Below are 26278 nucleotides of genomic sequence, written 5' to 3' on the forward strand. Positions count from 1 at the left end.
GCCCGAAAGGTAACTGTCCACTAACCTAAAGCCGCATGCCAAAAAGAGCAGAAGTTGGCTTTGTGTAAACTTGGTCATCGCTTCAGTCAATAAGGTTTAAACTAAGAGATAGCGAACGTGGTAGACTTTTTCAAAAGGTCGTCTCTTTCAAATCAACTTCTGTGCTGGAATTGATTTTAACAGAAGCCACTGGCTAAGCCGGTGGTTGGGGCTTTGAAGCAATTAAAAAATGTAAAAAAATAACTGAAAATTAAAGATATTGACATGTTTTGTTGGAATATATATCCTGAAATAGATAAGAGCTTATCAAATAACCATTTAAAGGAGAGATTGAGAATGGCAATTGATTGTAGTGGAGTTGGATGCACGGTTTCATGTGCTGGAGGTTGTGCGGTCGGATGTATTATCACTGCCGGTGCCGGAACCGCAATTGGAGCTTTGGGCGGTACTTTCGGTGGCGGTGGTACAGGCATAGCGTTGGGATCTTAATAATCATTTTCTTTTAAAGAAAGGGTATGACATTACATTTTTATTATTAAAGATGTATATGTCATACCCGATTGTATTCAAGGGAGAGTGGAAGAATGAAAATCTTGCTGGCGGAAAAATTTACAACAGAGAGTGGAAACAACTATATCTATGATGGAATCACAAGTATTGTAATTCCAACAAATGAGGTCATGGAAAAGGCAATAGAGCTTCTGAAAAAAGAAAATGAACAAGAAACAATAAAACAGTTGTCTCAGGAATTCGATTTGCATGAAGTAATTAGTGCAGTGAAATTTGTAAGCAGATGGACTAATGTTTTCAAAGGTTTTTATAGAGAAAGCGGTAACGGTAAAGTTAGAGATACGTCTGCTAATATAGATGAGATTAAAAACGCGCTTGCTAATGATACCTATCTCATGGTGTTAAATTTGACCGAGAACTGTAATTTTCGATGTAAGTACTGTTATGTCACGGAAACATATGATTTCACTAGAAATAGAACAGGAAGATCAATGGATTTCGCAACTGGAAAAAAGTCTATTGATTTTTATTTTCAAAATTTAAAAGAAATATTAAAAAAAGTGCCTAATAAAAAGGCTGGAATAACCTTTTATGGCGGGGAGCCTTTGCTGAATTTTGATTTGATTAAGAAATTGGTTGAATATGCAGAGGAGCATTCTCCCGTTCCTTTAATTTACAATATGACATCCAATGGATCATTATTGGATGAAGAGATTATGGATTTTATTGTACGTTATAATATTAATATAGCTATCAGTCTTGATGGAAGCAGTAAAAATCATGACAAGAATAGAGTCACCTTGAGGCATGATTCTACATATAACAAAGTGTATGAAAATTTGAAACTATTTATGAAAAAGTATCCTAATTATACTAAATTAGGTATAATGGGGGTTTATGATATTGCTACCGATTTAATTGAAAATACAGATTATTTTGAAGAAGAGTCTTTGCCTCACATATTAATGCTTAATAGAGTGGCGAGTAAAAATACCGATTATTACAATCAATTTTCAAAAGAGGACTTTGAAGCTTATAACAGTCAAATAAATACTTTAAGAAAGACTTACATAAAAAAGAAACAAAATAACGAAAAGATCTCCAACTATTTAGAGATGCTTTTTGATATGCAGTTGGGTCCATTTTTAATGAGACGCAGGATACAAGATATCAGACCATCAATAATGCCATTTACCAATAGTTGTATTCCGGGAATCAGAATGTTTGTTAGGGTAGATGGTACTATAGACATGTGTGAAAGAATTAATGAAACTTTTCCAGTTGGTCATATTGATAAGGGCTTCAACTATAAAAATATTGAAAAGATAATAACACAATACAATAAGGAAATATGTAGTAAATGCGAGAGCTGCAGTGTGGAAAAAACTTGCCCTTTATGCTTTGCTTCTTGTAACGAGGACTCCGGCTTTAATTATCCAGAGAAAGATTTCTGCTCCAGATGGAAAAAAGAATGCAAGGATGCATTATCCGTCATATATACAGTTCTTGAAAAAAATAATCAGGCCTACGATAGATTTTGGAAACAAGTTGAAAAATCATTCGAATTTAGAGGGTGAGGAGTGAATGGCAGTGGGTTATTTTAAATTGTATCCGGACGTAAAATATAGCAAGGGGAAATTAAGATCAACCCTATATTTGTTGGGCCATGGAAGAACCATTCATTTAACAAAAACTGAGACAGAAATTCTGGAGGTGTTTTTAACAAAAAGCATAGAAGAAGTACAAGAGAAGCTCGGAGAACAGCAAACGAAGGAGATATTAAACTACTTATTATTAAATTCTATTGGAATTTTATATAAAAATAACGTTTATGTTGAAGGATATAGTCAGAATGCTAATTTTAATTTAAGTGGGTATTTTGAGCCTCCTTTTGAAATTGATAATTTATATATTCAATTAACTAATCAATGTTCAATGAATTGTGGATTTTGTGGTAAAGAAGATAGAATTGAATTTCAAGGATGTAATTCTTGTGCAGTCTGGAATGCTAATAATAGCAATGATCATAACATAACAGATTTAATTGATGGACTGGATCAATTTTCGAATTTTAAAATAAAAAATATAATATTCTCCGGAGGAAATCCTTTTCAAGAATGGAATCATCTGTTATCCGCGATTGAACGAATCCACAAGTTTAACGGCTCCAATATCTTTATTCATTGTCCTCCAACTACAATAGATGAGAAAAAGCTTGAATCGTTACTCAAATATAATATTACACTAATATTCAATGTTTTTGATTCCAATTCCGGAAAAGAAGAGAGTAATGAAGCTCTGCAAAAAGCTGTCTCTATTTCCGAAAAGTATAACATAAATTATCAATTTAATTTATTTATTACATCCCCAGATGTTAAAGATTATGAGAGTAAATTGGATTTAATGAACAAATTTAATGCTTCAAAAATTCACAATACCGAAATGATTAACTATGGTCAAAAGTTACCCAAACTCATCAGTTCGATCACAGGGCAAGACCGGGTAGAAGATATAAGCCATTTTGAATATTTCTATAGAGACAATTTTAATTCCTGTTTAAATAAGAAATTAGCTATTGCATTTAATGGTGATATTTTGCCTTGCCCGTTCATTAACAAAAAATTAGGAAATATATATGATGATGAAGGCATTAATGGGGTTGTGAAGAATAACCTGCATAAAGAATATTGGGAACGAACCAAATCGTCTGCTTCTTTGTGTGCAAATTGCGAAAATAGATATGGTTGTATCGATTGTGTAAATCTGGAATTGAAGATTGAGGAAAATGAAGATTTAAAAGAGTATATGTGTACATATGATCCCGAGCTTTCCCGTTGGATAAATGAAAAGGAAAGAAGTGATTTTGCTTGGAACTTGTAAGAATTGAATCATTGACAAAAAACTACGGAAACCTAACCGCTTTAGATAATGTATCATTTGAGATTAAAAGAGGAGAAATTGTAGGATACTTAGGGCCAAATGGTTCCGGTAAAACAACTACACTTCAGGCTATAACAGATCTTATATCCATTGATGAAGGAAATGTGTATATCAATCAAAAAAATATAGCAAGTAATAAAGAAAAAAATATAAGTGCTGTTTTTGATGCAAATGGGTTATACCCACGGTTAACGGTCCAAGAAAATCTGGAATTCTTCACACGTTTAAAAGGAGTTGGTAAAAAAAAAGGAAATGAATTAATAGATTATTTTTTATCTGAATTTCAATTGGAGTCAAGAAGAAATTCTATTGTGAAATCCTTGTCAAAAGGAATGCAAAGAAAGTTGGCCATTGCGAGGGCTTTGCTTTTTAAACCGGAACTCTTGCTACTTGATGAACCCTTTGATGGAATAGATATAGAAAGCAGAGATAAAATCATAAAATTAATCAAAAAAATTTCAAAGGAGAGCCAAATCGCAGTTTTTCTTACGTCTCATGTAATGGCTGATATAGAAGAACTGGCAGATAAAATCATTATTATCAACGGGGGAAGGATTATAAAAAATGACTTGAGAGATAATTTATTGAGAGAACCAAAGATACAATGTGTCCATGTTAGGCTGGCAAAAGCATATGAAGAAAAGTACCTATCGGAAATTTTGGCGAAATTTATTGATCCTCAATATTTTTCTGTATTTCCGAATGAGATCATTATAAAGCTAAATGAAGAAGATGCAGACCTGGACATTCCAGGGCTATTATTTGAAAATAATATAAAATTCGTTGAGATATATAATAATAAACAGAATTTAACAGAGACATATCTCAACTATATTAAATAAACAAGCCTATTAACTGTTAATCAAAGGATTGAATCAGGAGAGGAGCAATATGAATATTACCGATCTTAAAGCAGTGATTTGGAAGGAAAATAAAGAGATTTTACGATCCATGAAAGGAGTATTTCTCTTAACTATTGTAACTACCAACGTGCTTCAGTATATTACCGTTTCACCTCTCCTTAATAGAACTGATATTAGCGGCGAGATGAAAGCGACACAATTTGGAGCTTTAACAATGTATTTATCGGTTCTTGTAGTTCTTTTCCTAGGTCATACATTTATAAACCGATTTCTTAATGATGAAAGAAAAGACAAAACGATACAAATTTTATTGGCTAATGGTATAGATAAGAGATCATTGTGGTTTGGAAAGATGACAATTACAGTCCTATATACGTTTATCGCACTAATTTTTACCGTTTTATTGCATATTTTATTTATGAAAATTGCTTTTAACGTAGACTTTAAATACACATTACTTACATTTTTTCTTACATTTGTTAGTATGCCAATGCTTGGATTTGGGACCTTAGCCTTATTATCGATTGTATATTGGTATTTTAATAAAGTGGATATTATAAGCTTTCTGTTTCCTTTGATTTCGTACCTAGGAATATGGAATTTGTCAATTAAACTGATATATAATTTTCCCTCGTTGATCGTTTGTTTAATTTCAACAGCAATAGGCATACTCGCAATATTTACGGCATCTATCGTGGTAAATCGTATACCCAAAGAGCGAATCATAGGAAAGTGAGACTGACAGGAGGAATTATATTGAATTCGGCATATAGTAAATTTAAGAATGAATTTTACAATATAACCTTTGACTATCCCCAAGAATGGATTGTGAATGAAAATCAATATAATACAGTAGTTACTATTCAAGCAAAACAAGCCATATTAAAAGAATCTGATCCCAACCAATTTGGTTTTTTTCCAAATATCAATTTAATGATATATTCTGTACAGAATTCCAGAAATCATATTCAAAAGATAATGAATAAGACAATAGATGATCTTAGTAAATATCTGAGTAAACCAAAAATCAAAAGCAAGAAAATTGTTGAAGCAAATAATGATATGACTATGGTGGAACTGATATATTCCGGGTTGGTGAATAACGATATCACTCTGATTTTTAAACAATATATATATTTTAAAAATAATAAAGTATATTCCATAACATGTACAAGTGAAGAAAGCTCATACTCATATGTTGTAAATGATTTCAATAAAGTAAAAGAGAGCTTTAGAATAATGAACGAGGAGTGATTATAATGGGAAAAAAGAAACTTAGCCTAACATCAAAAATAATATTAGGATTTAGTGCATGTCTTCTCAGTATATTGTTCGCATTAGTTTGGAAAGGATTATTTTGAAATGAGTAAGAAAGAAAGGAATTTCGCAATAATTTGCGCATTTTTCGTGATGTTCTCTGCGCTTATTAAACCAATGGTTTCTTTAATATTATGTGGAGTTCTTTTGATTATTTTTATATATAGTCGTTTGAGAAAATAAGCGAAAATTAGGGTGGACAAAAGAACGATTTCTGGTTGGATTGACCGAAATCGTTCTTTTGTTCAATATCAGTGGTTCCTGGACGCAAAGAATGCAATCAGCGTCTCCAGATCCGCATGCGCAGGATAGGAGGACAGCCGCTTAGCAATGGCCGCCGCCTGTTCCAGGTAACGGCGGCTCGTTTCTTCCGTGCGGGCGAGCGCATCGCTGCCGGAGATTGCCGCCAGAGCATCCTTGACATCGGCATCCGAAGAGCCGGGGCCGATGCGGCGGATGCGGGCTGCAAGCTCAGGGTCCTGCAGCGCGTAAATTACGGGCAGGGTGACCTGACCGTGGCGGAGATCGCTGCCGGCAGGCTTCCCGAGGGTCTCTGACGATTGGGTGAAGTCCAGCAGATCGTCCTGAATCTGAAAGGCGATGCCAAGCGCCTCGCCGAATGCGTACAGAGCCTCGGCCGTCTCTTTCGTGCTTGCGGCCGACAGCGCTCCCACACGAAGGCAGGTGGCCATTAGCAGAGCCGTCTTGTTGAGTGATTTCTCCAGATATTCGTCCATGGTAATATCGTAATCGTAGGCGTGCTCCATCTGCTGATATTCCCCGATGCACAACTGGGTGGTGGCGACAGCTGACAGATCATGCACATAACGGTTTTTATCCTTTGCCTGCTTGCTTAACAGTTCGATCACCCGTGCCGACATGTAATTGCCGATATGGACGGCGGAGAGGACGCCCGTCTTGGTATGCAGGGCGGGACTGCCGCGCCGCAGCTTGGCGTCGTCGATGATATCATCATGGACGAGCGAGGCGGCATGGATGAACTCGGCCGCAGCGGCCAGTTGTAACGTTCGGCGGCTGGTTCTCTTCCGGCCGAACCGGCTTCCGACAATCACCATAAGCGGCCGAAGCCGTTTACCGCCGGAGGCGATGAGCTCCAAGATGCTTGTCGCCAGCGGTGAGCCTACGGGGACATCCTTGTCGCTCGTTACGAGACGTTCAATTTCACGGTTAACTTCTGCAATATCGATATTCAAGGCTTCGTGAAGTTTCATGTTGGTGCGATCCCACCTGTTCTAACACTTTTTCCGATTTGCCGTGTTCTTTGATTCGGCGTTCAGGAACTGTCCGATTTGGGCCGTGAGGTTCAGCTCGGCATAGTCCCCGTTCGACCTCCTGATCTGCTGCTGCTTAATAAAAGGCGCCAGATGGACTACGAGATCCAGTTCACGATACTTTATGGCGAATTGAAGGTAGAAGCTGTATAAATAATCTCCATCCAGCACATTGCGGATCAAGCCCGGATGATTTGCAGTGCATTCCATATGATACCGGGCAGCCTCGGAAAGAATGATATAAATACCCATCAGATGCAGTTTGCGGCTGTATTCCAGATTGAAGCCTTCCATTACCGAGAGAAGATCTTCGCCTTCCCCGGGAGAGAGAGAAAGCTGAATTCCGGCGATGGGCGACAATTCAGCCTGGAGCAGCCGAATGGTATCCCCAATGAGTTGCCTGTTCACGGGATTCTCTCCTTCGTTTCGGTTTTGCTGAGAAGCGGTCAAAGCCGAATCCTCCTGCAAAACCACTCTTAAATAAGGAGAGTAATGTGCCTGAAGGACACATTACTCCATAAAGTTTGGTTATTAAGCTTGTATGATTACACAGAAAACACATAAATCACTTATATAATGTTTGTAACGAATGGCTATTTTATGATGACGGGCAGATGAACCGATGAATTCAGAGCGTTCAGTCGGTATACAAATACCAGCGCCTTACAAACGGAACTTTCTTCCATTGCTTCTTAAGCCAAGGGAGAACATAGTAATCGAGACCGAAGACGCTGCCGGAACCGCCGATGCAGGCGATTGCCGCCGCAACATACCACAGCATTTCTGTGGCTGCCATCTTGGTTGTCCAGATCATGACGGCCATGCCTATCGTCGCTATTGAAGCGATCGCAGTGAACAGGCCGACGATGAGCATGATACCAAAGATGATTTCGGCGCATACCATACCGAGCTGGAACCACTTGGCAAGGAACGTATAGTTGCCGTCCGGTTGATAGAACAAGAGGTCCATGAACCAGTTCGAAATGTTGTAGATGAACTTTGGAACCGGAAGGGCGGAAACCGCTTCTTTGGCGGTATCGACCGCCGATGCCGCCGATTGAGCGTCGACCGTTTCCTTGACGTTACTTACCGCTTCGCTGGCCGCTGATGTCGCATCTTTAAGATAAGGGGCTACCGGGATCAGGAAGATCTTGCTCCAGCCTTGGTCGATAATCTTCTGCAGCTTGTCAATGCCTTCATACAGCCACATGCCGCCGAGCAGCATGCGGAGCGGAACGAGCCAGAAGTTAGGCGAACGCTTGGAGAAATATCCGCCGACGAAGCTTCTGCGGTTCTCCACGTGGAAGAACTCGTGCATCATGTAAGTCCATACTTTGTTGAAGCCGGCGACACCGGACAAATAGTAGATATTGATCATATGCTTAGCGAACATGGCCAAAAATCCGGTGAGCATGAACATTTTGTTCGGAAGGCCGACATTGGCTACGCCGTAGCGGCTTCCGATCGATACCATCGTACCGTGGAAGGCCGGTTTGTATCCTTTTTTCGCGGTTCCGTTAATATCGGCTACAATGTTGCCGGCAATCAGCGGAGCGGCAAGCTCGGCATTCTCAACCATCTGCGGAACCGGACGCTGCTCTCCTTCGACAATGTAGAAGATGTTGTCGCCGACAATATATACGTTCTTGTGGTCGACGCTTTCCAGATGCTCGTTGGTTACGATGCGTTTGCGGCCTTGCTGCTGGACATCAAGCTTGCCCACAAGCTCGGAGCCTTCGACGCCTGCCGTCCAGACGATAGTATGCGCGCTCACCACGTTGTTCTCGCCGAGAGAGACGCTGCCTTTGCCCACTTCGGTAATCTTAGCGCCGGTGACGATCTCTACGTTCAGCTTGCGCAAATGCGCCTCGGCTTTACGGATCAGCTTATCCGGCAGGATCGGCAGGATCTTCGGAGCCATGTCGGCAACGATCAGCCGTACTTCTTTTGGATCGATAAAGAATTCTTTGCACAGCTCTTCGCGGTATTCCGCCATTTCGCCTACCAGCTCAACACCGGTAAAGCCGGCGCCGACAATGACAAAGGTCAGCATGGAACGGCGGACTTCCGGTTTCTTCTCTTTAGCTGCCTGCGTGAACATGTCGCGGATTTGGCGCTTCAGCGCCACAGCGTCGTCATAGGACCAGAAAGAGAAGGTGTTCTCTTCAGCGCCGGGAATACCGAAGAAGGTCGGCTTGCTGCCTGTGCCGATAACGAGATAATCATACTCATAGACGGCTTTTTCGGATGTCAGCTTCTTGCCTTTGAAGTCAATATCGCTGATCTCGTCGAGAACAACGTCTACCTTGAGGCCGGCAAAAATTTTCTTCAGGTCGATCTTGATCGAATCCTCGGGAGCGCGGTTTGCCGAAACCTCATGCAGCTCAGTCAGCAGCGTATGGTAGGGGTTCCGGTCGATCAGCTTGATCTCTACGTCTTTATTGTTTTTTAATTTCTTTGCGAGTTTTTTGGCTGTGAGTACGCCGCCGTAGCCACCGCCAAGTATCACGATTCTTTTCAAAAGACATTCACCTCGTTCATCTGATTAACTGTAAGAAAGCTGCATGCGGCAAGCAAGCCGGGGAGCAGGGCGCTGGATACTACTGCTGCTGCCTTTCTCATGATGGTATAACCCCCAGAAAGTTTAAAATATATATATTAAAATGTAAAACATTGAAACAACAAAAAAATGTGATGAATATCACTATGTAATTGATCTATGTCACTGAGGAGCTAGGACTTTAGACTTCTTAATCCCATCAGTGTATGAACGATTGAAATTAATAGATAAAATTTTATATATTTGCTTAATTAGCGAAAGAATCTTAGCATAATTTTTCCAATACATTTGTGAAAACAATCACTTTATAGAATAACGCTCTATTTTATAGGTCGATTATATCGAAGTTTTGAATAGATTAATAGATTAATCAACCAAAAAATGTGACAAAATCCGACCCGATTCGTTTCAGCGAAGAATGATGAGGAATTCATCCTAAATAATTTAGAAGATTCATCCTAAATATGGAAGGGTAATTCTACTGTAGAAAAGCCATGGCCCCTGCATTTTATCCAGTAACCAGTATGAAATCACTGTTTATTAAAGGAAGGCGATGTCTATGTATAATTCCCATGTGATTGCCGGGAGGATTATCGAGATCCGCAATGACCGCGTGCTTACCCAGCAGGGAGACACCACCTGCACTTATCACTTTAGGTATTACATGCTGCCGGATGAAGAGACATGGACAGAAACGCCGAATATTTCCAGGGACGCACCCGAAACGCCACAGGAGCCTGCTAGTTCCAAGCAGCATCGCTTCTTGGGGCTTGGCAGACACTGGCATTTAGCCTGGCCCCGTTTTTTCCATATGAAGAAGAGCGCAAATTGAATCTGATTTGCGCTCTTTTTCCGCTTAGGCCTGAAAGCGCCAAAATGATTAAAATTAATTATTTTATGTGATAGTATAATATTGATAGATCATTTGGCGTTTTTTGGGAGTGAATGCATGGAGTACATAAAAATATTTTTCGTTAATACGGCGCTGCTGATAACTTTGGCTTATCTGGCCAATCTGCTGTTCAAGCATACTATTACCCGTGTTCCTGAACAGCTCAAGCAGGTAATATGGGTTATTATGGCTATTTTTGCTGGCTGGCTCAGTTCTTTCTTCGGTTACAGGCTCGATGAGCAGGTTATTTTCGATCTGCGCTATGTTCCGCTAATTATCTCCGCCATAGCTTTCCCGGAGCCCTTACTGCTGATTTTGATCGGGGTGGGGACCGGCCTGATGCGATTTACGTTCGGCATTAATTTGGCTGCGGCTGCGGGTGTGCTCAATCTCTCCATTCTGGGTTTCATTTGCGCTGCCATTTCCCCCTGGATTCGCCGTTCATCCATGTCTATGACTTCTAAGGGCCTGATTATTATTCTGGCGGTCAACTTCTTCAATGCGGTCAACATCAGTCTATTCGGAGTCATCTCCTTCTATGAATATATATCGAAGATTATGCCGATCACCTTCCCGGCGGGTATAGCACTTAGCGTTCTGTTTGCGCTGATTGCCCGCGATTTTCATCTGGAGCGTGAGCGAATTCGGCAGATTGAAGGGGCCAATGCGCTGCTCTCCAAACAGACGGAGGAACTTTATAAGAATAGAATCGTTCTGGAAGAACGGGCGAAGCAGCTTCTGCTGGCATCGCAATATAAGTCGGAATTTTTGGCCAATATGTCGCATGAGCTGCGCACTCCCCTAAACGGCATTCTCAATCTGTCCGAGCTTATTGCGGAGATTGACGATTCGACCGCCAGAGAGGAGATTCAGGCTTACGGAAACCTTATTCACCGTTCTGGCGAGGATTTGCTTCTATTGATCAACGATGTCCTGGATTTGTCCAAGGTGGAGGCCGGCAAGCTGGAAATCGTCCATGAAGAGGTCAACATCAGCGAGATTTCCATGCTGCTCTACCAGCAGTTTGAGGTGATCGCCAAGCAGAGAGGACTGGATTTCACTGTTAAGCTGGAAGAAGGCCTGCCGGAGACGCTGGTCACCGATCCGCAGCGGGTGCAGCAGATTCTGCGCAATCTTCTCTCGAACGCGTTCAAGTTCACCCATCAGGGCGGCGTTTCGCTGACGGTCCAGCAGGAGAAGCGGCGGCAGGGGGCGCGTGAAACCTCCTGGATCGAGTGGGCGGTGTCGGACAGCGGCATCGGCATCCCGAAGGACAAGCAGCTAACGATCTTCGAGGCGTTTCAGCAGGCGGACGGGACGATCAGCCGGCAGTACGGAGGGACCGGCCTGGGCTTGTCCATCAGCCGGGATCTGGCCCGGCTTCTCGGCGGGATGATTACGCTGCAGAGCCAGGAGGGCCAAGGCAGCACGTTCTCTCTTTACCTGCCGGCAGCCGGAGAGGAGAAGGCATAAAAACTCCAATTATATTTGTAACTCTGACGTATTGACGCTGGGGCGGCGCGGAGTAAAATGAAGCACAAAGCCGCGCCAAAGGAGTGTTTATACTGCCATGCAGATCATGAGAAGCCGCCCCGGAGCCTATTCCCGAAAAAGAGGTCGCAAATTTTCGACATCCCGCAGGAACCTGCATATGGCCACATGGGAAGGCGTGCCTGCGACCATTTTTCAGGTGCTGCTTCAGGGGCCGTTTCTGACCGGATTTCTGCTGTATCTGGGCGCCTCATCCGGACAAATCGGCCTTGTGATAGCGCTTACTACATTGGTGAATGTCGCGCAGGTCGGCGTGGCCTTTCTGATTCAGAGGCTGCCGAGCCGCAAGTGGGCGCTCGTTACCTTTGTCGGTCTTCACCGGCTGCTGTGGTCATCGACCGGACTTGTCCCGTTCCTTTTTCCACGTCCATTTTGGGTGACCGCTTTCATTATACTGTACGCCCTTGCTTTTATTGTGAATACCGCTGGAGCGGTGCTGTGGAGTTCGGTCATCAGCGATCTGGTCCCTCCGCGTGTGCGGGGGCGTTATTTTGGTATCCGCAACACGCTGCTGAACGCTTTGGGAAGTCTTGTCCTGTATGGAGGCGGCGTTGTTCTGGATCACTACCCGGGCGGGCAGGGATTTCTGATCTTGTATATTGTGGTATGGATATTTTCCACGGCCAATGTTGTCGTATTTTTCTTCTATCCCGATGTGCCTTTTGAGAAATCAGACGAAAGAAAGTTTATGCCGATGTTGAAGAAACCGCTTCACGACGGACTGTTTATGAAATCGACGCTGTTTCTTTCGCTCTGGCTGCTGCTGCAAAATGTGACCGTGCCGCTGTATTCCTATGTGATGCTGCAGCTGCTGCACATCAATTACCAAACGTTATCACTTCTTACCGTGTTCCAGACCGTATTCATGATGGTGAGCTTCTATTTCTGGGGCAATCTGAACGCGAAGTACAGCAACAAGCGCCTTCTCTTCTGGACACTGCCCATCATCGCTGCCTCATCGCTGCTGTGGGGGCTGCTGTCTGTCTTTCCGGTGCTTCTGGTGCTGGTGGCCGTGCATATTGTGTTCGGAGTGGGAGTGGGCGGATTTAACCAGCTGGCGTTCAATTTCATCATCGGGGATACGCCGAAAAAAGAGCGCCCGATGTATATGGCGATGTATGCGGCGCTTACGGGACTCGCGTCGTTCTTCGGTCCGCTGGTCGGCGGTAAAGTATATGAGTGGATCGAAAATTGGCCGCACGCAGTTCAGGTATACGGGATGCAGCTTATCATTGGGGGGCTGATGATCGTTCTGATCATGCTGCTGGGGCACCGAATATTGAAGGATGTCTAGACCTTGCGCGGGGGAATTCCCGGTCTAAAATTTATCGAAGGAGAATATCCATGGACAAAAAGGCAGTGGTGCTTGGCGCCACCGGGCTTGTAGGAAAGGCGGTGACGGAGGAGCTTCTGCACGGAGCTTGGAAGGAAGTGAGGACGCTTGTGCGCAGACCGCTTGATATCCGTCATGATAGGCTGAAGCAGCATGTGATCGATTGGGAGCAGCTGGAGCGGTACGGAGGGTTGTTCGAAGGAGCGGACGCCGTGTTCTGCTGCCTCGGGACGACAATTAAACAGGCCGGATCGCAGAAAAATTTCGAGCGCGTCGATCTGGAATATCCTATGCAGGCCGCAAAGCTTGCCAGGGAAGCCGGAGCGGGGCAATTCTTAGCGGTATCCTCCATGGGGGCCAATCCGCATTCGCGCAATTTTTACAGCCGGACCAAAGGCCGGATGGAAGAGGGCTTAAGCCGCGCGGGCTTTCCGGGGCTGCATCTGTTCCGCCCGTCTCTCCTGCTGGGAGAGAGGGAGGAGTACAGGCGGGGAGAGCGCATCGCCTCCTGGCTCATGACGAAGCTGGAGTTCTTGCTGGCCGGTAAAGCCGCAAAATACCGCGCCATCAAGGGAGAGGCCGTCGCACGGGCCATGGTCCATATTGCGGCGGCTGATCCGAAGGGGATGCATATCTACCCGAATGATGTTATTCAAGTGCTTGGAAGGGACTTTGCTGCGGATTCCGAACAGGTCCGGGGCGATACGGAATGTTTGCAATAAAGAGAGAGAAGGCTTTACAATGGGGACGTAAATAGATGATGGGAGGAAATTAAGATATGAGCAAAAAACAGGTAGCCACGTCTAAAGCACCGGGGGCCATCGGTCCGTACAGCCAGGCCATTACCGCCGGGAATTGGGTATACACCTCCGGCCAACTGGGACTTGACCCAGCCACGGGCGAGCTGGCGGGAGATGTACAGGCTCAGGCGCGCCAGTCGCTGGCGAACGTACAGGCCATTCTGGAAGAGGCGGGAACTTCCCTGGACCTCGTAGTGAAGACGACGGTATTCCTGAAGGATATGAATGATTTTGCGGCCGTGAACGAGGTGTACAGCTCTTTCTTTAAAGAGCCGTATCCGGCGCGCAGCGCGGTCGAGGTCGCCCGTCTGCCCAAAGACGGACTCGTGGAGATCGAAGTGGTGGCGCGCAGAAAATAACTGCGGCACTCTATGTATTGAAATCCGGAATCCAGCCTTATAGGGTGACCGGATTCGCATAAACCCTTTCCCGGCAGGACTGCAGACAATGTGCAGGATAGCGGGAAAGGGTTTTTTTAAAAAAAGAATTTCGGCTGTTGACATTCTACCTACTAGTAGGTATACTGAGTTCAAGAGGTGAAGGACATGAACCGATCCGATCATATAATAAACGTGGCAAACCGCCTGATACTGGAGAAAGGGTACAGTGCTTTCAGCTATGCGGATGTAGCTGCTGAGATCGGTATCCAGAAGGCGAGCATTCATTACCACTTCCCCTCCAAAGCCAATCTGGTGCAAAATGTGGTGGGCAGATACCGGCAGGAAGTTCGGGCAAATCTGTCGAAGCTCGATTCTCTGACCAATGATCCGCGGGAGAAGCTTGAACAGTACTTGTCTTATTGGGAGGCGTCTTTGCAAAGCAAGGCTACAGATATTTGCCTTTGTGCGCAGCTTGCCTCCGAGATTCCGATTCTGCCTGAAGAGGTTACCCGCGAGATTCGGGGTCATTTCCGGGATATAACGGATTGGCTGGTACGGCTGCTGCGAGACGCGGCTGCGGAGAACCGATTCGCCGGCGGGGAAGCTCCCATTAATGAAATGGCTCATTCCATTCTGGCTAGTATACACGGGGGGCTGCTGGCTTCAAGGGCATTTAACGATGCGCGGCAGTTCAGTATGGTGAAGAATCGCCTGATGTCACTGATTAATGGTAAGACAACTGTAGCGAAATGATCCGCAAGTAGAGAGACAAATTTTTTTTCGGTTGACCTACCTACTAGTAGGTAACTAATAAACAAATCAAAGGAGAAGAGTACAATGAAAAAACCGACGATCGTATTTATTCACGGAGCCTTTGTCACACCGGCAAGCTTTGAGCCGCTGATGGGGTATTTCAAGGACAGAGGTTTTGATGTATTGGCGCCGGCCTGGCCTTTTCACGGTCAGTCAGTACCCGAGCTGCGGGACCGTCCTGAAGCCAAACTAGGCAAGCTGGGGCTTGAGAATCTAATCGATTACTATGCCGGAATTATCCGGGCGCTGCCGGAGAAGCCGATTATTATCGGCCATTCCTTCGGCGGACTGCTGACGCAGCTGATGATGGACCGCGGGCTGGGGCTGGCGGGAATCGCGATTAATTCCGCCAGCCCCAAAGGCGTTGTCGCGGCTGCTTATCCGACCACGATACGATCAATCTCCCGCATTCTGTCCAAGCCTTGGCGTAAAACCTTCACGATGTCCCTCAGGGACTTTAAGTACGCCTTTGTCCATACGCTTGGCAAGGCCGAGCAGGAACGGGCTTTTCGGGAACATGTGGTGCCGGAGACGACGCGAATATTTTTTCAGGGAGCAGCCGCCCCGTTCGCTTCGAACAGCCCGTTCAAAGTGGACTTTAACAATGGCAAACGCGGACCGCTGCTGATGATAGCGGGAGAGCTTGACCGGATCGTTCCCGCCAAAGCGGTCCACAAAAACTACGGCCTCTACAATCAGCGGTCTGGAGCCGTAACGGAATACAAGGAATTTCCCGGCCGCAGCCACTGGATTATCGCGCAGCCGGGCTGGGAAGAGGTGGCGGACTTCATTGAACATTGGCTGAAGGAACAGCTGCCTGCTGAGATCGGATGAAATATTCAAGCAAGTCGGCGCCAAGAACAGGGTGAATCCACCTAAGCGCCGGCTTTTTTTTACATACATATGATTTAAGATCATTGATCCAGCCGGGCTGTCTGACCCATAAGTCACGGGAATGAAGAGCAGCCGGCGTCCATATTTGTCGAAAGTTAGGTAGGCGGTGCAAATTCGAGATCGTAAATGTGCAGAAATAATTTTAAATCCCGGCTTTTTCGTATAAGATGGAGATAAAACCTTTTTTGGAAATTCAGGAGCTGTGCCACTGGCAGAGATAGACCGGCTTGATTTTCCTCGCTGAAACGGCTGCCGCTTATTCCTTGGTGCGGGCTGCTTCGTTTTGGCTTGTTCAAAAAGACAGGAGATCACGATGACTAAGCATCTGTATGCAATGTGGTTAGGGGATGTTTTATTTTGCTTCTCCGGTGAGACTTCGGAACCCAAAGTAGATGCATGGACTCGCGTGGTCAAGCGGCTTGAGCTTGGCGGGCGTCGTCCTTTCGCGGGCGCGGCGCTTCGGTTGGCGGAAGTGAAATATCCCGTAGCCAGAAATGAAGGCAGGACGGCGCGGCGTTCGCTTGCCGGGAGAATGCTTGAAGGACTGGCCCTTTCTCCGAAAGACGCGTTTGAGCTGCTGCTGTCCTGGGACGAGGCGCTCTGCGAACGGCAGGGTATTGAGCCCGGGGGAGAGATGGGCTACTGGGCGGCTGCGGCCCGCTTTGCGCTTGAGCTGATCGCTACGGGAGGCATCGCTCCGGGCGCCGCGCCGCCGCGAACGGCCGGCTCGCGGCGGCGCGGCGGAGAGCTGGCGGCGGAGACCTGCTGGGTTCCCGTCTGCAGGGAGCCGGGTCAGCGGGAAGCCTTCCTGCGGTTCTCCGCCTCCATACCGGTGCTGGCGCTTGGTTCGCCAGTCATGCAGGGGGACGAACCGGCTTCCCGGGAGGAGGCCGGGGCAGCCGTGCTGTATTCCTTCCTTCAGGCTGTAATCAGCGCGGAGGTCAAAGGAGTTGTGGCCGGAATGGAGCAGGAGCTCCTCCCGTTCAAGGCCAATTACCGCCGGGGGCGGTCGCCATTGACCGAGCTGTGGTGGAACAGCCTGCTTACGGGCAGCCGCGACATCCCCGTTCAAGGCACTCCCGCCGAGGTAACGGAGCTGCTGGCGGAGGTGAACTCCGCAGCGGACAACGATATTCCGCGCTTCGGAGCGGCGGAGGAACAGAGCGGACAGCTCGGCCTCGGACTAAGGCTGGAGCCGCCGGGAGAAGACGGTGAGATATGGCGGTTGTCCTTCTGGGCAGAGGGGCGGGAAGAGAGCGGATTCTGGCTTCCCGCAGCCTCTGTCTGGAGCAGTGGTGAACGGGAATTTATGCTTTGGGGCAAACGCTATAAGGGAATCCAGGAACAGCTGCTTGCGGCGCTGGGGCGGGCGGCGGAATTGTCGCCGGATATTTCACGGGCGCTCGAATTCCCCGCTCCGACCGGCGTGGATCTTGGGCCGGAACGGCTGTATTATTTCCTTAAGGAGACCGTACAGGAGCTGACTAATCGGGGAATTACCGTCCAGCTTCCGTCGCGCTGGAGCAAAGAGGGACGCCGCCGTATCGGCATGAGACTCAAGATGCGGCTGCCGGAGATGCCAAGCGGTTCCCAGCCGCTTGCGCTCGGTATGGAGACGCTCGTTTCCTTCAGGATCGAGGCTTCGCTTGGCGACAGTTCCGTCAGCGCGGAGGAACTGAGCGCGCTGCTGGTAGCCGGAGTGCCTTTCATCAAGTTCCGCGGAGAATGGATTGAAGTGGACCCGAAGGAAATCCGCCAGGTGCTCCGGTACATGAAGCGCCATGAGAGCGGAGAAATGTCCGCATCCGACTGGATGCGTCTTGAGGCGGAGGAAGGGGAAGAGCGGCTGTGGAAGGGAATGCCCGTTACGGGCATGGAAACCATCGGCCTGCTCGCCTCACTCATGCGCGGAGACGCCGCGCGGAGTCTGCCCGCGCGTCCTGTTCCTCTGGAGCTGAAGGGGACGCTGCGCCCTTATCAGGAGCGGGGCTATCAATGGCTGAGCGCTATGAGCGAGCTGGGCTTTGGAGTCTGTCTCGCCGACGATATGGGTCTCGGGAAGACGGTTCAGGTGATTGCCTGTCTGCTGGGCCGTGAGACGGCGGCCGATGGTGAAGCCGCAGCCGGCCGGAACCCAGCGCTCATCTTGTGTCCGACCTCACTGCTTGGCAACTGGCAGCGGGAGCTGCTGCGCTTCTCGCCTTCACTGAGCGTCTATATTCATCACGGAAGCCGCAGATTGCGGGGCGAAGACTTCCGGGAGCAGGCCGCAGGGCATGATATCGTGCTGACCTCGTACCATTTGGCCGGCAGGGACAGCGAGGACCTTGCCTCGGTGTCATGGTCGTCCGTTGTGCTGGACGAGGCTCAATACATCAAAAATTACCGGACCAAGCAGGCGCAGAGCGTCATGCGGCTCACTTCTCCCCACCGGGTTGCCATGACCGGAACGCCGGTGGAGAACAGGCTTGGGGAGCTTTGGTCGATTTTTCATTTTCTGAACCCGGGCTATCTCGGAACTTATCATTCCTTCCGCGAGCGTTACGGGAGCGGCGAAGGGGCGGATCGGCTAAGAGAGCTGCACCGGCTCGTGTCGCCTTTTCTGCTGCGGAGACTGAAGAGCGACCCCGATATTTCCAAGGATCTTCCGGAGAAGCTGGAGCTGAAGAACTACTGCACGCTGACGGAGCACCAGGCATTGCTGTATCAGAGCGTTGTGAACGATATGCTGGATACTCTCGGAGGAAGCTCGGGCATGGCGCGGCGGGGGCTGGTTCTGTCTTCGCTGACGAAGCTGAAGCAAATCTGCGATCATCCGCAGCTCTTCCGCAAGGAGGAAGTCCGGCAGGGCCGACATGATCAGTCCGGCAAAATGGAGACCATGTTCGAGGTGCTGGACAGCATCGCGGAGCTTGGGGAATCGGCGCTCATTTTTACCCAGTATGTGTCGATGGGCGAGCTGCTGGTGAACAGACTGGCCAAGCGCTACGGTAAGATGCCGCTGTTTCTGCACGGGGGCGTTCCAAAAAGGGATCGTGACGAAATGGTCCGCTCTTTCCAGGAAGGGGAGGGAACGGCGTTCTTCGTCCTTTCGCTGAAAGCGGGCGGAGTGGGGCTGAACCTGACAAGGGCCAATCACGTCGTGCATTACGACCGCTGGTGGAACCCCGCAGTGGAGAATCAGGCGACAGACCGTGCGTTCCGGATCGGACAGCATAAGAACGTGCAGGTCCACAAGCTGATCTGCCAAGGAACGCTGGAAGAGCGGATCGACGAACTTATCGAACGGAAAAAGAATCTGTCCGAGCAGGTCGTCGGTTCCGGAGAGAATTGGCTCACCGAAATGCCCGATCACGAGCTGAAGGAACTGATTGAGCTGCAAAACCAGGATTGGATGTAGCGATTTCGATCCGGGTAAATAAAACGAGGGAAGCAAGCGGTGGAGGGAAGGTATGACGGAGACGATGAACATGCAGATCGAAGCCGCACCGGGAAGACTCACGGCGGTATGGACACCCGTATCCGGCACGGCCGCCAAGGGTCATACGGATGGAGAGGGGGCCATGGACTCGCAGCAGGCTTCCCCGAAATTCCGGCATGTGCTGAAGATGGAGGTATGGACGCCGTCCCGGCGCAGGGAGGTAGTGGAACGGCTGGCGGAGAGTCCGCAAGAATTATACGGACTGCTCAAAGGATGCCTGCCCGCCTGGCTGGCCGAACTTGGGCTGTGGCCGGACGACTCGGAGCTTTCGGCCCCTGCGGACCCGGATGCGGACGAAGGGGACGGAGACAAGGCGGCATTGGCGAAGGTGAGAGAACGGCTTGCGAAGGAGCCGCTGGAGGCGCTCGCCCTGCGGGGTCTGCCGAAGGGCGAGCTGACGGATGCGGTCTTCGCTCTCTGGGCTGGGGGCGGCTCCCCATCGGCGGAAGAAGCCGGGGCGGGGCCTGCGTCAGCATCATTGTCTGCGGAGCTGGCAAGGCTGGAGAAGAAGGGGACGGCGATTTCCGCCGGGGAGTGGCTGGCGGACGCCGCCGCCGAGGGCTCGCTTCATCAGCCGGGTCCCCTGTTTTCGGAAGTCCGGTCCCGGCCTGTTCCCGTCTCTCCTTCCCTGCCGCCACCTGGGGAGGGCTGGCGGCCGCTTCTGCCCAATGTCCCCCGGGCGAACGAAGGGCTTGAGCTTATTATGCAGCGGGCGGCGGAGGCTGCCGCCCGCCGGGCGAAAGGCTTGGCGAAATGATTTATTTTATGGAGTATGCCGCGCACTATATTTGAAGCGCGAATAGGTGAAAAAGAAGGGCCCCGTGGCGGATTGTGAAGATGCCTAGGGGCCTTTCGTTATTTCTGCTTTTTAGTATTCTCCGCTCCTTCCGACAGCTCCAGAATCTCCCTGCGCAGACGCAGCATTTTCTTGTCCAGTTCGTCGGCGGCGCGTGCGGCGTTCTTCAGCTCTTCCGCAACATGGGGAGGAAGCTGCTGGTCGAATTTGTAGTAGAGAATATGCTCCATGCTCGCCCAGAAATCCATCGCTAGTGTGCGCAGCTGGATCTCGGCTTTTACCCAGCGGGTTCCTTCCAAAAGAATGAGCGGCACGGCGACAATCACATGCAGGCTCTGATACCCGTTTGGCTTCGGGTGGGCGATGTAATCCTTGATTTCCAGCACGCGAATATCTTCCCGGCTGCTCAAATGATCGGCAAGCCGGTATATATCTTTGACAAAGGCGCATACAATCCGCATACCGGCGATATCGTGAATATGTTTTTCAATATTTTCGAAGCTGAAGGCGTGGCCTTTGCGCTCCAATTTTTGCAGGATGCTCTTCGGCTCCTTGATCCGGCGCTTGATATGTTCGATCGGACTGTAACCGTCCCGCATTTCCCATTCGGTCTTCAGTGTTTCCATTTTATTCTCCAGCTCATTCAGGGCAAGACGGTAGAGGGCGGGCATTTTTTTGAATTCGCCAAGCTGTCTGGACAGGTCTTCAGTTAATTCCCAGTGGCCCAAATCCTGTACATGAACCTGCAGTTGCTCTAGTGTCAGCGATCGGCTATTTTGCTCTTTCACGGATACTCTCCCGAATGTACGTATTTATAATCCCCTTTCATTTTAACCGAAGTGAAGGGCTGGAAGCAAAAAATACCATCTGTATCCAATGGGTCTGCTGCCGGATAAATCTAGTTATTTCATTATTATACATAAGGCGACAAATAATGAATCTGACCGTCACATTTGGTATGATAGAGTTATAGTTTCAGGCGGCGCCGCATGCGTCTACCTAATTTGACATAAGTCTTAGTGGAAACGGATACCCTCCTTATGGGCGGTGAAGCCGTTTCTGCGAAATGTAAGACTTTATAAGCTTCGCGTCTATCGTTTGGCCTTATATTTTTACGAGAAACGTACCTGCGTCTTAAAAAGACGCCGTCAGGCGTTTCTTCTTAACAAGCGGTGCTTGTGTTTTGGCTCACCCATGAGAAGGAGGAACTATCGATGAATCTGTTGCAGCGCATTAAAGACGGAGCCAACCGGGTTAGCGAAAAAGCGCAGAACTCTGTGGAGATCGGCAAGCTGAACAGCGGGATTTCCGATATTGAACGTGAAATGGAAATGGAATTTATGAAGATGGGCAAGCTCTTTTATGAAGGCTACCGTTCCAGGGATTTAACGCTGGCTGAAAGTCAAATGATTGAGCACTCCCGTTCCTGCCTTAGACTTCAGGATAAAATCGACGCTCTGCGCTCGCGCATTGCCGAACTTAGAAATGAACGGCTCTGCAAATGCGGATATATTGTAGGGCTGGACGCGAACTTCTGCCCGCACTGCGGACAAAAGCTGGAACAGACTGCGAAGACTTCGGCCCAGGCTTACCACCAGGAGCCGGAAGCGGCCCTGCCGGACGAACCGGAGGCAGCCCCGGAACAGAGACCGGAGGAGCCCTACGGCTATATGTATATGGAGAGCGAGGAGGAGGAGCTGCCGATCCCGCTGGAAGAATACGCCGGGAACGTGCAAGGCCCAAAGACTGAACGACGGATTGCCGATGAACTAGAGCGGGAGCGGGAAAGGCAGCTTGAGCTCGACCGGCGTATCCGGGATTGGCAGTCGAAGGAACGGGAAGAGACGGAAGGCGATACCGGCCCCCGCGAGATGGTAAAATGCCAGATCTGCCGGGCGGACCTGCCCAAAGGCTCCATGTGGTGCCCGCGCTGCGGATCGGAACAGATTTAGTCTAACATTGAGCCGGTCTTGGGGGGGAGGATAGGAATGGAACAATTGCTGCTGCATCTGCGCAGTCTGGGCTTTACGGAAATGGAGTCCAAAATCATGGTGGAGCTGGCGGCGATCGGACAATCTTCCGGATACGAGGTGGCGAAACGGCTTGGCGTCTCCAGGTCGAATGTGTATGCCGCGCTCCAGCGCCTGACCCAGCAGGGCTATGTGCGCTGCGGCGACGGAGAGCCCGCGCGGTACAGCGTTCTGGCTCCGGAAGAGCTGGCAAAGATGATTTCCGGCCGGGTTCAGGCGTCGCTGGCCTTCGTCGAGAACGAAATGCCGCGCGGCGGCTCGGTCAGCACCACCTTTTATAATGTGGAAGGCGAACGCAATGTGATGGATGCGCTGATCCGTCAGCTGAACGAGGCGGAACACGAGATCATCGTCGATGTGTGGCGGGAGGAAGCCTCGCTGCTGCGCAGTGAGCTGGAACAGGCCGAGCGCCGCGGTGTTCGGCTGCTCTGGGCGTTCGATGGCGGCAATGCCGCAAGCCCTTACCTTCAGTGGCCGCCTCTAGAAGAGCAGGAGGAATCCGAGGGACGGAAATTCTCCTTTGTGGTCGACCGCCGGTGGTGTATGCTCGGTATGCGTGGCGGTGATGGAACGGCTCAGGCCGTCGTTACGGAGCACCGGGTGCTGGTGGAGCTGCTGCTGGGCCATTTTACTCAGGAAATGGTACTGTTTGAGCTGGAACAGGATATGGGGCCCGAATTGGAACGGCGCTACGGCCACCGCTACGGGAGCATATACCGTAAATACATTGGAAGTGACGAAGAAGACGAAGAGGACCTTATGGAGGTCCAAACTCCGGGGAACACTCGGGATGACAGCTAGCGTATACTGGAATAGCCCAAACCATGCCAGGGGGGTGAAGAAGAATGGAGTGTATCGTCCATTTTGAGGTGCTGCATTCAAGCGGTCCGAAATCGCTGCGGGGTCTGCTGTTCATTGAAGAGGGAACGGTCCCGGACGAGAAACAGCTGATCGACATGTTCAAGGAGATGAAATTCGACGTAAGGTTGGACGACCGGGAGAAGTTGATATTCAAGCCAGTGGACCCGGGCGCCGGCTATTCCCAAATCCGGATTACGGAGTATGACGCCGGTGGCGGGAAGTCCGGGGAGGATCATGATTTGAAATCCATCATTGGCAACCTCCTGCCGCAGAAGCCGTCAGGTCTTTAATGCGGCTGCGAAAGACCCGTTCTCTCCTCCTGGAACCTCGAGGAAGAATGGGTCTTTCCTACAGCTGAGTTTTACGGGATAGGAGAAGGAGGATTACATATGGAATTGTTGAAGCAAAAGGTAATAAGCGAAGGCATTGTGCTCGCCAAGGGTGTTCTGAAGGTGGACTCTTTTCTCAATCACCAGATGGACCCGTTCCTGATGCGTGAAATCGGACGCGAGTTCAAGGAGCTGTTCGCTGAGGAAGGGATTACGAAGGTGCTGACCATTGAATCCTCGGGCATTGCTCCGGGTATTATGGCGGCGCTGGAGTTCGGGGTTCCGCTTATCTTCGCACGCAAGCAGAAATCGCTGACCTTGACGGAGGATATTTTCGTGGAGAAGGTCTATTCTTTCACCAAAAGAGAGACCAATGAAATCACCGTCTCCAAAAAGTTCTTCGCTCCGGGCGAGCGTGTGCTGATCATCGATGATTTCCTGGCCAACGGCGAGGCCGCATTCGGCCTGACGCGGATTGTGGAGCAGGCGGGCGCTTCGGTGGCCGGCATCGGCATCGTGATTGAGAAATCATTTCAGCCCGGCCGGAAGCTGCTTCTGGAAGCGGGCTACCGGGTGGAGTCGCTCGTGCGTATCGCATCGCTGGAGGACGGGAAGGTTACCTTCGTCGAAGAGGAGTAGGCGGCTATTGCCGTGAGGACCGCCGAATCGTCTTTGAGTGGATCGGGGGCCAGTAATGAACAAAAGCAGCCGTTATGGAGGGTGAACTGGCCCGGGTCATAACGGCTGCTTTTCTGTTATCGCTTGCGGGAAGGGAATGGAGGGCTTAGGGGCGGCTAATCCGCCTTCCGGAGCAGCCTCTGGGGGCCTTGGCGTATGTCAGCGCCGGCCTCGTCAGGCCGGCCCGGGGTCTGCGCCCCGAGGCGCCAGCACGCGCAGCGCCCCCGGCTCGCAGCGCACGGCCAGTGCGCCGCGGCCAAGGCTCTCGCCGTCGCCGATCGCGGGCTGCTCGCGATCGAAGCGGATCGCTGCGCTTGTCCCGCGCAGCATCGTCACGAAGGGCAGCGAGACATGGCTGCCCGTAAGCACCGTCGGGAACAGCCGCAGCAGCTGCATGCGGCTGCACCCGTGGACGACGCAGACGTCGAGCCTGCCGTCGTCCGGTCTCGCCTGCGGCGCGATGAGCAGCCCGCCGCCGTAGCTTGGCAGGTTGCAGACTGACGCCAGCCAGACGTCCTCGAAGTGCTGCTCCTGTCCGCCCAAGACAACGCTGGCCCGGCACGGCTTAAAGGTGATCAGCGTCTCTAGAACGCCGATGAGATAGGCCAGCGGCCCCGCGTGCAGGGCATTGCACACCCGTTTGTACCGGCTGGCGTTGACATTCTCCGCAACCTGGGCGTCGAATCCGCTGGCGACGGCGGTCAGCGTATAACTGTCCCCGGCCAGCAGCAGATCGGCCGGGACGCTGGCGCCGTCAAGCACGGCATCAAGCGCGGCCTCCGGCTCCAGCGGAATGCCGAAGCCGCGAGCGGTGTCATTGCCGGAGCCAGCGGGCAGGATGCCAAGCGGAACGCCGCTTGCCAGGAGCGCCGAGAGAACGCTGTGAATCGTTCCGTCGCCGCCGACCACCACGCAGGCGCTCCATTTCTCACGGCGCGCCAGCGCCTGCATCACATCGCGCCCAGCGCCGGAGGCGCTTTCTGTGTGCAGCGCCTCGTACTCGACCGCCCGCTCCTTCAGCCGCTTCTCGGCCCGCAGCCAGGCGCGCCGTCCGGCTCCGCCGCCGGAGCGCGGATTGATCACAAACAGGTACATTCTTTTTCCCCCAGGTCCAAAATCATGCTGTTGTTCTCCATCATTGTACCGAAGAGCAGAGGCAAAAGGGAATCCCTTTCATGAACCAGCGGGACTCACAGCCGCCGCAGCTGCCGCTCTGCGATATCGCCGGCCCACGGCAGTTTATACCAGCTGCCTCTGAGCGCATGATACGACATCAGCAGCCAAACGCCGAAGCTGATTAGGAAGATGAGCGCTGCCAGCAGCGGGCCGATGAATGGCAGCAGAGTGGCCAGCACATGGCCGACCATAAGCGCGCCGTAGGCTAACAGCGATTGAAGAGAGTGGAAGAGCACGAACCGGCTGCGCTTCTCAAGAGCGAGAAAGACGATGCCTCCGGCAAAGGGGAACAGATAGCACAGTGCAGCCGCAATATAATCTGGCAAGCCGACGGATGAACGAAAAGGGGACAAGGGCTTCACTCTCCTGTCATATGAACCAAGCACCCTGTGGCTTTGGCCGTTTTCGGGCGCTTCTCTATAACAAGATTATGAGCGGTCTGGACAAAGTATGAGCTCTGCCGGCTTGTCTTAATTAAGGAATGTTTCTGAAAATTTTCATGAATGGCTTGACCGATGGTCTAAAAACTATGGTATAATAGAACGTGTGTTCCGGGATATTCTGTCAATAAAGTTTTTCATGTGGACATTTTACAGGAAAGGTGTAAGTTGGACCGGAATATGCTACAATAAAACGATAAAGCCCGAAAGGAGTGATTTAGAGAGACTTGGCTTTTCGGGTAATCACAATGTCAAGGTGTTAATTAATCGACACCGGAAGCTCTCAGCCCAAATCGCGACGAACCTGCTTCACCGGTCCCTAAATACGCTGGCTTGGCTTTT

General features: G+C 49.7%; 25 protein-coding genes. 19 read left to right on the forward strand and 6 right to left on the reverse strand.

Going from position 1 to position 26278, the window contains the following annotated elements:
- Nucleotides 1–343 precede the first annotated feature (343 nt).
- From PDUR_RS30030 to PDUR_RS02180, 6 genes are all read left to right on the forward strand, one after another.
- Complete coding sequence (locus PDUR_RS30030) at nucleotides 344–475, forward strand: hypothetical protein (protein WP_269079199.1); 132 nt, start codon at nucleotides 344–346, stop codon at nucleotides 473–475.
- A gap of 109 nt (nucleotides 476–584) precedes the next feature.
- A complete protein-coding gene (locus PDUR_RS02160) occupies nucleotides 585–2087 on the forward strand; it encodes a radical SAM protein (protein ID WP_042204890.1) in 1503 nt (500 codons plus the stop codon).
- A 7-nt stretch (nucleotides 2088–2094) separates the two neighbouring features.
- Nucleotides 2095–3390, forward strand: a complete 1296-nt coding sequence (locus tag PDUR_RS02165) for a radical SAM protein (protein WP_081949345.1) — start codon at nucleotides 2095–2097, stop codon at nucleotides 3388–3390.
- Entirely contained in the window at nucleotides 3378–4292 is a 915-nt protein-coding gene (locus PDUR_RS02170) for an ABC transporter ATP-binding protein (RefSeq protein WP_052409934.1), read from the forward strand. Before PDUR_RS02165 ends, PDUR_RS02170 begins: the two co-directional genes overlap by 13 nt.
- Before the next feature lie 49 nt (nucleotides 4293–4341).
- A complete protein-coding gene (locus PDUR_RS02175; RefSeq protein ID WP_042204892.1) occupies nucleotides 4342–5049 on the forward strand; it encodes an ABC transporter permease in 708 nt (235 codons plus the stop codon).
- A gap of 20 nt (nucleotides 5050–5069) precedes the next feature.
- On the forward strand, nucleotides 5070–5567 hold the full coding sequence (locus PDUR_RS02180) for a PsbP-related protein (protein ID WP_042204893.1): 498 nt from the start codon (nucleotides 5070–5072) through the stop codon (nucleotides 5565–5567).
- Between the two features lie 314 nt (nucleotides 5568–5881).
- Here the strand turns inward: PDUR_RS02180 and PDUR_RS02185 are convergent, their stop codons facing one another.
- The 3 genes from PDUR_RS02185 to PDUR_RS02195 form a co-directional block, all read right to left on the reverse strand.
- The gene (locus PDUR_RS02185) at nucleotides 5882–6862 is read right to left on the reverse strand and encodes a polyprenyl synthetase family protein (protein WP_042204894.1); all 981 of its coding nucleotides are present in this window, start codon (nucleotides 6860–6862) and stop codon (nucleotides 5882–5884) included.
- A 21-nt stretch (nucleotides 6863–6883) separates the two neighbouring features.
- A complete protein-coding gene (locus PDUR_RS02190; protein WP_042208979.1) occupies nucleotides 6884–7330 on the reverse strand; it encodes a hypothetical protein in 447 nt (148 codons plus the stop codon).
- A gap of 229 nt (nucleotides 7331–7559) precedes the next feature.
- Nucleotides 7560–9443: an FAD-dependent oxidoreductase gene (locus tag PDUR_RS02195; RefSeq protein WP_042204895.1), complete on the reverse strand. Its 1884-nt coding sequence runs from the start codon at nucleotides 9441–9443 to the stop codon at nucleotides 7560–7562.
- A gap of 598 nt (nucleotides 9444–10041) precedes the next feature.
- Between PDUR_RS02195 and PDUR_RS02200 the strand changes: the two genes are divergently transcribed.
- The 9 genes from PDUR_RS02200 (at nucleotide 10042) to PDUR_RS02240 (ending at nucleotide 20383) form a co-directional block, all read left to right on the forward strand.
- Nucleotides 10042–10314 carry a hypothetical protein gene (locus PDUR_RS02200; protein WP_042204896.1) on the forward strand — a complete coding sequence of 91 codons (273 nt, stop codon included), beginning with the start codon at nucleotides 10042–10044 and terminating at the stop codon, nucleotides 10312–10314.
- Nucleotides 10315–10431: 117 nt separating this feature from the next.
- Nucleotides 10432–11847, forward strand: coding sequence for a sensor histidine kinase (locus PDUR_RS02205; RefSeq protein ID WP_042204897.1), 1416 nt, complete (start codon nucleotides 10432–10434; stop codon nucleotides 11845–11847).
- Nucleotides 11848–11944: 97 nt separating this feature from the next.
- Nucleotides 11945–13219 (forward strand): MFS transporter, encoded by a 1275-nt coding sequence (locus PDUR_RS02210; RefSeq protein ID WP_042204898.1) that lies wholly within the window; start codon nucleotides 11945–11947, stop codon nucleotides 13217–13219.
- Nucleotides 13220–13269: 50 nt separating this feature from the next.
- Complete coding sequence (locus tag PDUR_RS02215; protein ID WP_042204899.1) at nucleotides 13270–13980, forward strand: NAD(P)H-binding protein; 711 nt, start codon at nucleotides 13270–13272, stop codon at nucleotides 13978–13980.
- A gap of 56 nt (nucleotides 13981–14036) precedes the next feature.
- Nucleotides 14037–14417 (forward strand): RidA family protein, encoded by a 381-nt coding sequence (locus PDUR_RS02220; protein ID WP_042204900.1) that lies wholly within the window; start codon nucleotides 14037–14039, stop codon nucleotides 14415–14417.
- 186 nt (nucleotides 14418–14603) lie between these two features.
- Nucleotides 14604–15191, forward strand: a complete 588-nt coding sequence (locus tag PDUR_RS02225; protein WP_052409937.1) for a TetR/AcrR family transcriptional regulator — start codon at nucleotides 14604–14606, stop codon at nucleotides 15189–15191.
- An 84-nt stretch (nucleotides 15192–15275) separates the two neighbouring features.
- A complete protein-coding gene (locus PDUR_RS02230) occupies nucleotides 15276–16085 on the forward strand; it encodes an alpha/beta hydrolase (protein ID WP_042204902.1) in 810 nt (269 codons plus the stop codon).
- A gap of 373 nt (nucleotides 16086–16458) precedes the next feature.
- Nucleotides 16459–19545: a DEAD/DEAH box helicase gene (locus PDUR_RS02235; protein WP_042204903.1), complete on the forward strand. Its 3087-nt coding sequence runs from the start codon at nucleotides 16459–16461 to the stop codon at nucleotides 19543–19545.
- 52 nt (nucleotides 19546–19597) lie between these two features.
- Nucleotides 19598–20383, forward strand: coding sequence for a hypothetical protein (locus PDUR_RS02240; protein WP_042204904.1), 786 nt, complete (start codon nucleotides 19598–19600; stop codon nucleotides 20381–20383).
- A gap of 98 nt (nucleotides 20384–20481) precedes the next feature.
- On the opposite strand, the gene PDUR_RS02245 is transcribed toward PDUR_RS02240, so the two are convergent.
- On the reverse strand, nucleotides 20482–21093 hold the full coding sequence (locus PDUR_RS02245; RefSeq protein ID WP_156130655.1) for a GTP pyrophosphokinase: 612 nt from the start codon (nucleotides 21091–21093) through the stop codon (nucleotides 20482–20484).
- A 543-nt stretch (nucleotides 21094–21636) separates the two neighbouring features.
- Between PDUR_RS02245 and PDUR_RS02250 the strand changes: the two genes are divergently transcribed.
- From PDUR_RS02250 to PDUR_RS02265, 4 genes are all read left to right on the forward strand, one after another.
- The gene (locus PDUR_RS02250) at nucleotides 21637–22374 is read left to right on the forward strand and encodes a zinc ribbon domain-containing protein (protein WP_042204906.1); all 738 of its coding nucleotides are present in this window, start codon (nucleotides 21637–21639) and stop codon (nucleotides 22372–22374) included.
- A 36-nt stretch (nucleotides 22375–22410) separates the two neighbouring features.
- Nucleotides 22411–23253, forward strand: a complete 843-nt coding sequence (locus tag PDUR_RS02255; RefSeq protein WP_042204907.1) for a TrmB family transcriptional regulator — start codon at nucleotides 22411–22413, stop codon at nucleotides 23251–23253.
- A gap of 44 nt (nucleotides 23254–23297) precedes the next feature.
- On the forward strand, nucleotides 23298–23603 hold the full coding sequence (locus PDUR_RS02260) for a hypothetical protein (protein WP_042204908.1): 306 nt from the start codon (nucleotides 23298–23300) through the stop codon (nucleotides 23601–23603).
- A 99-nt stretch (nucleotides 23604–23702) separates the two neighbouring features.
- Nucleotides 23703–24281, forward strand: a complete 579-nt coding sequence (locus tag PDUR_RS02265) for a xanthine phosphoribosyltransferase (RefSeq protein ID WP_042204909.1) — start codon at nucleotides 23703–23705, stop codon at nucleotides 24279–24281.
- 213 nt (nucleotides 24282–24494) lie between these two features.
- On the opposite strand, the gene PDUR_RS02270 is transcribed toward PDUR_RS02265, so the two are convergent.
- Nucleotides 24495–25415 (reverse strand): diacylglycerol/lipid kinase family protein, encoded by a 921-nt coding sequence (locus PDUR_RS02270; protein WP_042204910.1) that lies wholly within the window; start codon nucleotides 25413–25415, stop codon nucleotides 24495–24497.
- Nucleotides 25416–25510: 95 nt separating this feature from the next.
- Nucleotides 25511–25849, reverse strand: coding sequence for a DUF4870 domain-containing protein (locus PDUR_RS02275; protein WP_042204911.1), 339 nt, complete (start codon nucleotides 25847–25849; stop codon nucleotides 25511–25513).
- Between the last annotated feature and the right edge of the window lie 429 nt (nucleotides 25850–26278).

The organism is Paenibacillus durus (genome assembly GCF_000756615.1).
Taxonomy (GTDB): Bacteria; Bacillota; Bacilli; order Paenibacillales; family Paenibacillaceae; genus Paenibacillus_AQ; species Paenibacillus_AQ durus.

Coding starts and splice junctions, on each gene's coding strand:
- PDUR_RS02260 (WP_042204908.1), top strand. CDS start 23,298: ATGGAGTGTATCGTCCATTTTGAGGTGCTGCATTCAAGCGGTCCGAAA.
- PDUR_RS02160 (WP_042204890.1), top strand. CDS start 585: ATGAAAATCTTGCTGGCGGAAAAATTTACAACAGAGAGTGGAAACAAC.
- PDUR_RS02250 (WP_042204906.1), top strand. CDS start 21,637: ATGAATCTGTTGCAGCGCATTAAAGACGGAGCCAACCGGGTTAGCGAA.
- PDUR_RS02270 (WP_042204910.1), bottom strand. CDS start 25,415: ATGTACCTGTTTGTGATCAATCCGCGCTCCGGCGGCGGAGCCGGACGG.
- PDUR_RS02205 (WP_042204897.1), top strand. CDS start 10,432: ATGGAGTACATAAAAATATTTTTCGTTAATACGGCGCTGCTGATAACT.
- PDUR_RS02185 (WP_042204894.1), bottom strand. CDS start 6,862: ATGAAACTTCACGAAGCCTTGAATATCGATATTGCAGAAGTTAACCGT.
- PDUR_RS02220 (WP_042204900.1), top strand. CDS start 14,037: ATGAGCAAAAAACAGGTAGCCACGTCTAAAGCACCGGGGGCCATCGGT.
- PDUR_RS02175 (WP_042204892.1), top strand. CDS start 4,342: ATGAATATTACCGATCTTAAAGCAGTGATTTGGAAGGAAAATAAAGAG.
- PDUR_RS02165 (WP_081949345.1), top strand. CDS start 2,095: ATGGCAGTGGGTTATTTTAAATTGTATCCGGACGTAAAATATAGCAAG.
- PDUR_RS02240 (WP_042204904.1), top strand. CDS start 19,598: ATGACGGAGACGATGAACATGCAGATCGAAGCCGCACCGGGAAGACTC.
- PDUR_RS02215 (WP_042204899.1), top strand. CDS start 13,270: ATGGACAAAAAGGCAGTGGTGCTTGGCGCCACCGGGCTTGTAGGAAAG.
- PDUR_RS02210 (WP_042204898.1), top strand. CDS start 11,945: ATGCAGATCATGAGAAGCCGCCCCGGAGCCTATTCCCGAAAAAGAGGT.
- PDUR_RS02255 (WP_042204907.1), top strand. CDS start 22,411: ATGGAACAATTGCTGCTGCATCTGCGCAGTCTGGGCTTTACGGAAATG.
- PDUR_RS02230 (WP_042204902.1), top strand. CDS start 15,276: ATGAAAAAACCGACGATCGTATTTATTCACGGAGCCTTTGTCACACCG.
- PDUR_RS02265 (WP_042204909.1), top strand. CDS start 23,703: ATGGAATTGTTGAAGCAAAAGGTAATAAGCGAAGGCATTGTGCTCGCC.
- PDUR_RS02225 (WP_052409937.1), top strand. CDS start 14,604: ATGAACCGATCCGATCATATAATAAACGTGGCAAACCGCCTGATACTG.
- PDUR_RS02245 (WP_156130655.1), bottom strand. CDS start 21,093: ATGCCCGCCCTCTACCGTCTTGCCCTGAATGAGCTGGAGAATAAAATG.
- PDUR_RS02200 (WP_042204896.1), top strand. CDS start 10,042: ATGTATAATTCCCATGTGATTGCCGGGAGGATTATCGAGATCCGCAAT.
- PDUR_RS02235 (WP_042204903.1), top strand. CDS start 16,459: ATGACTAAGCATCTGTATGCAATGTGGTTAGGGGATGTTTTATTTTGC.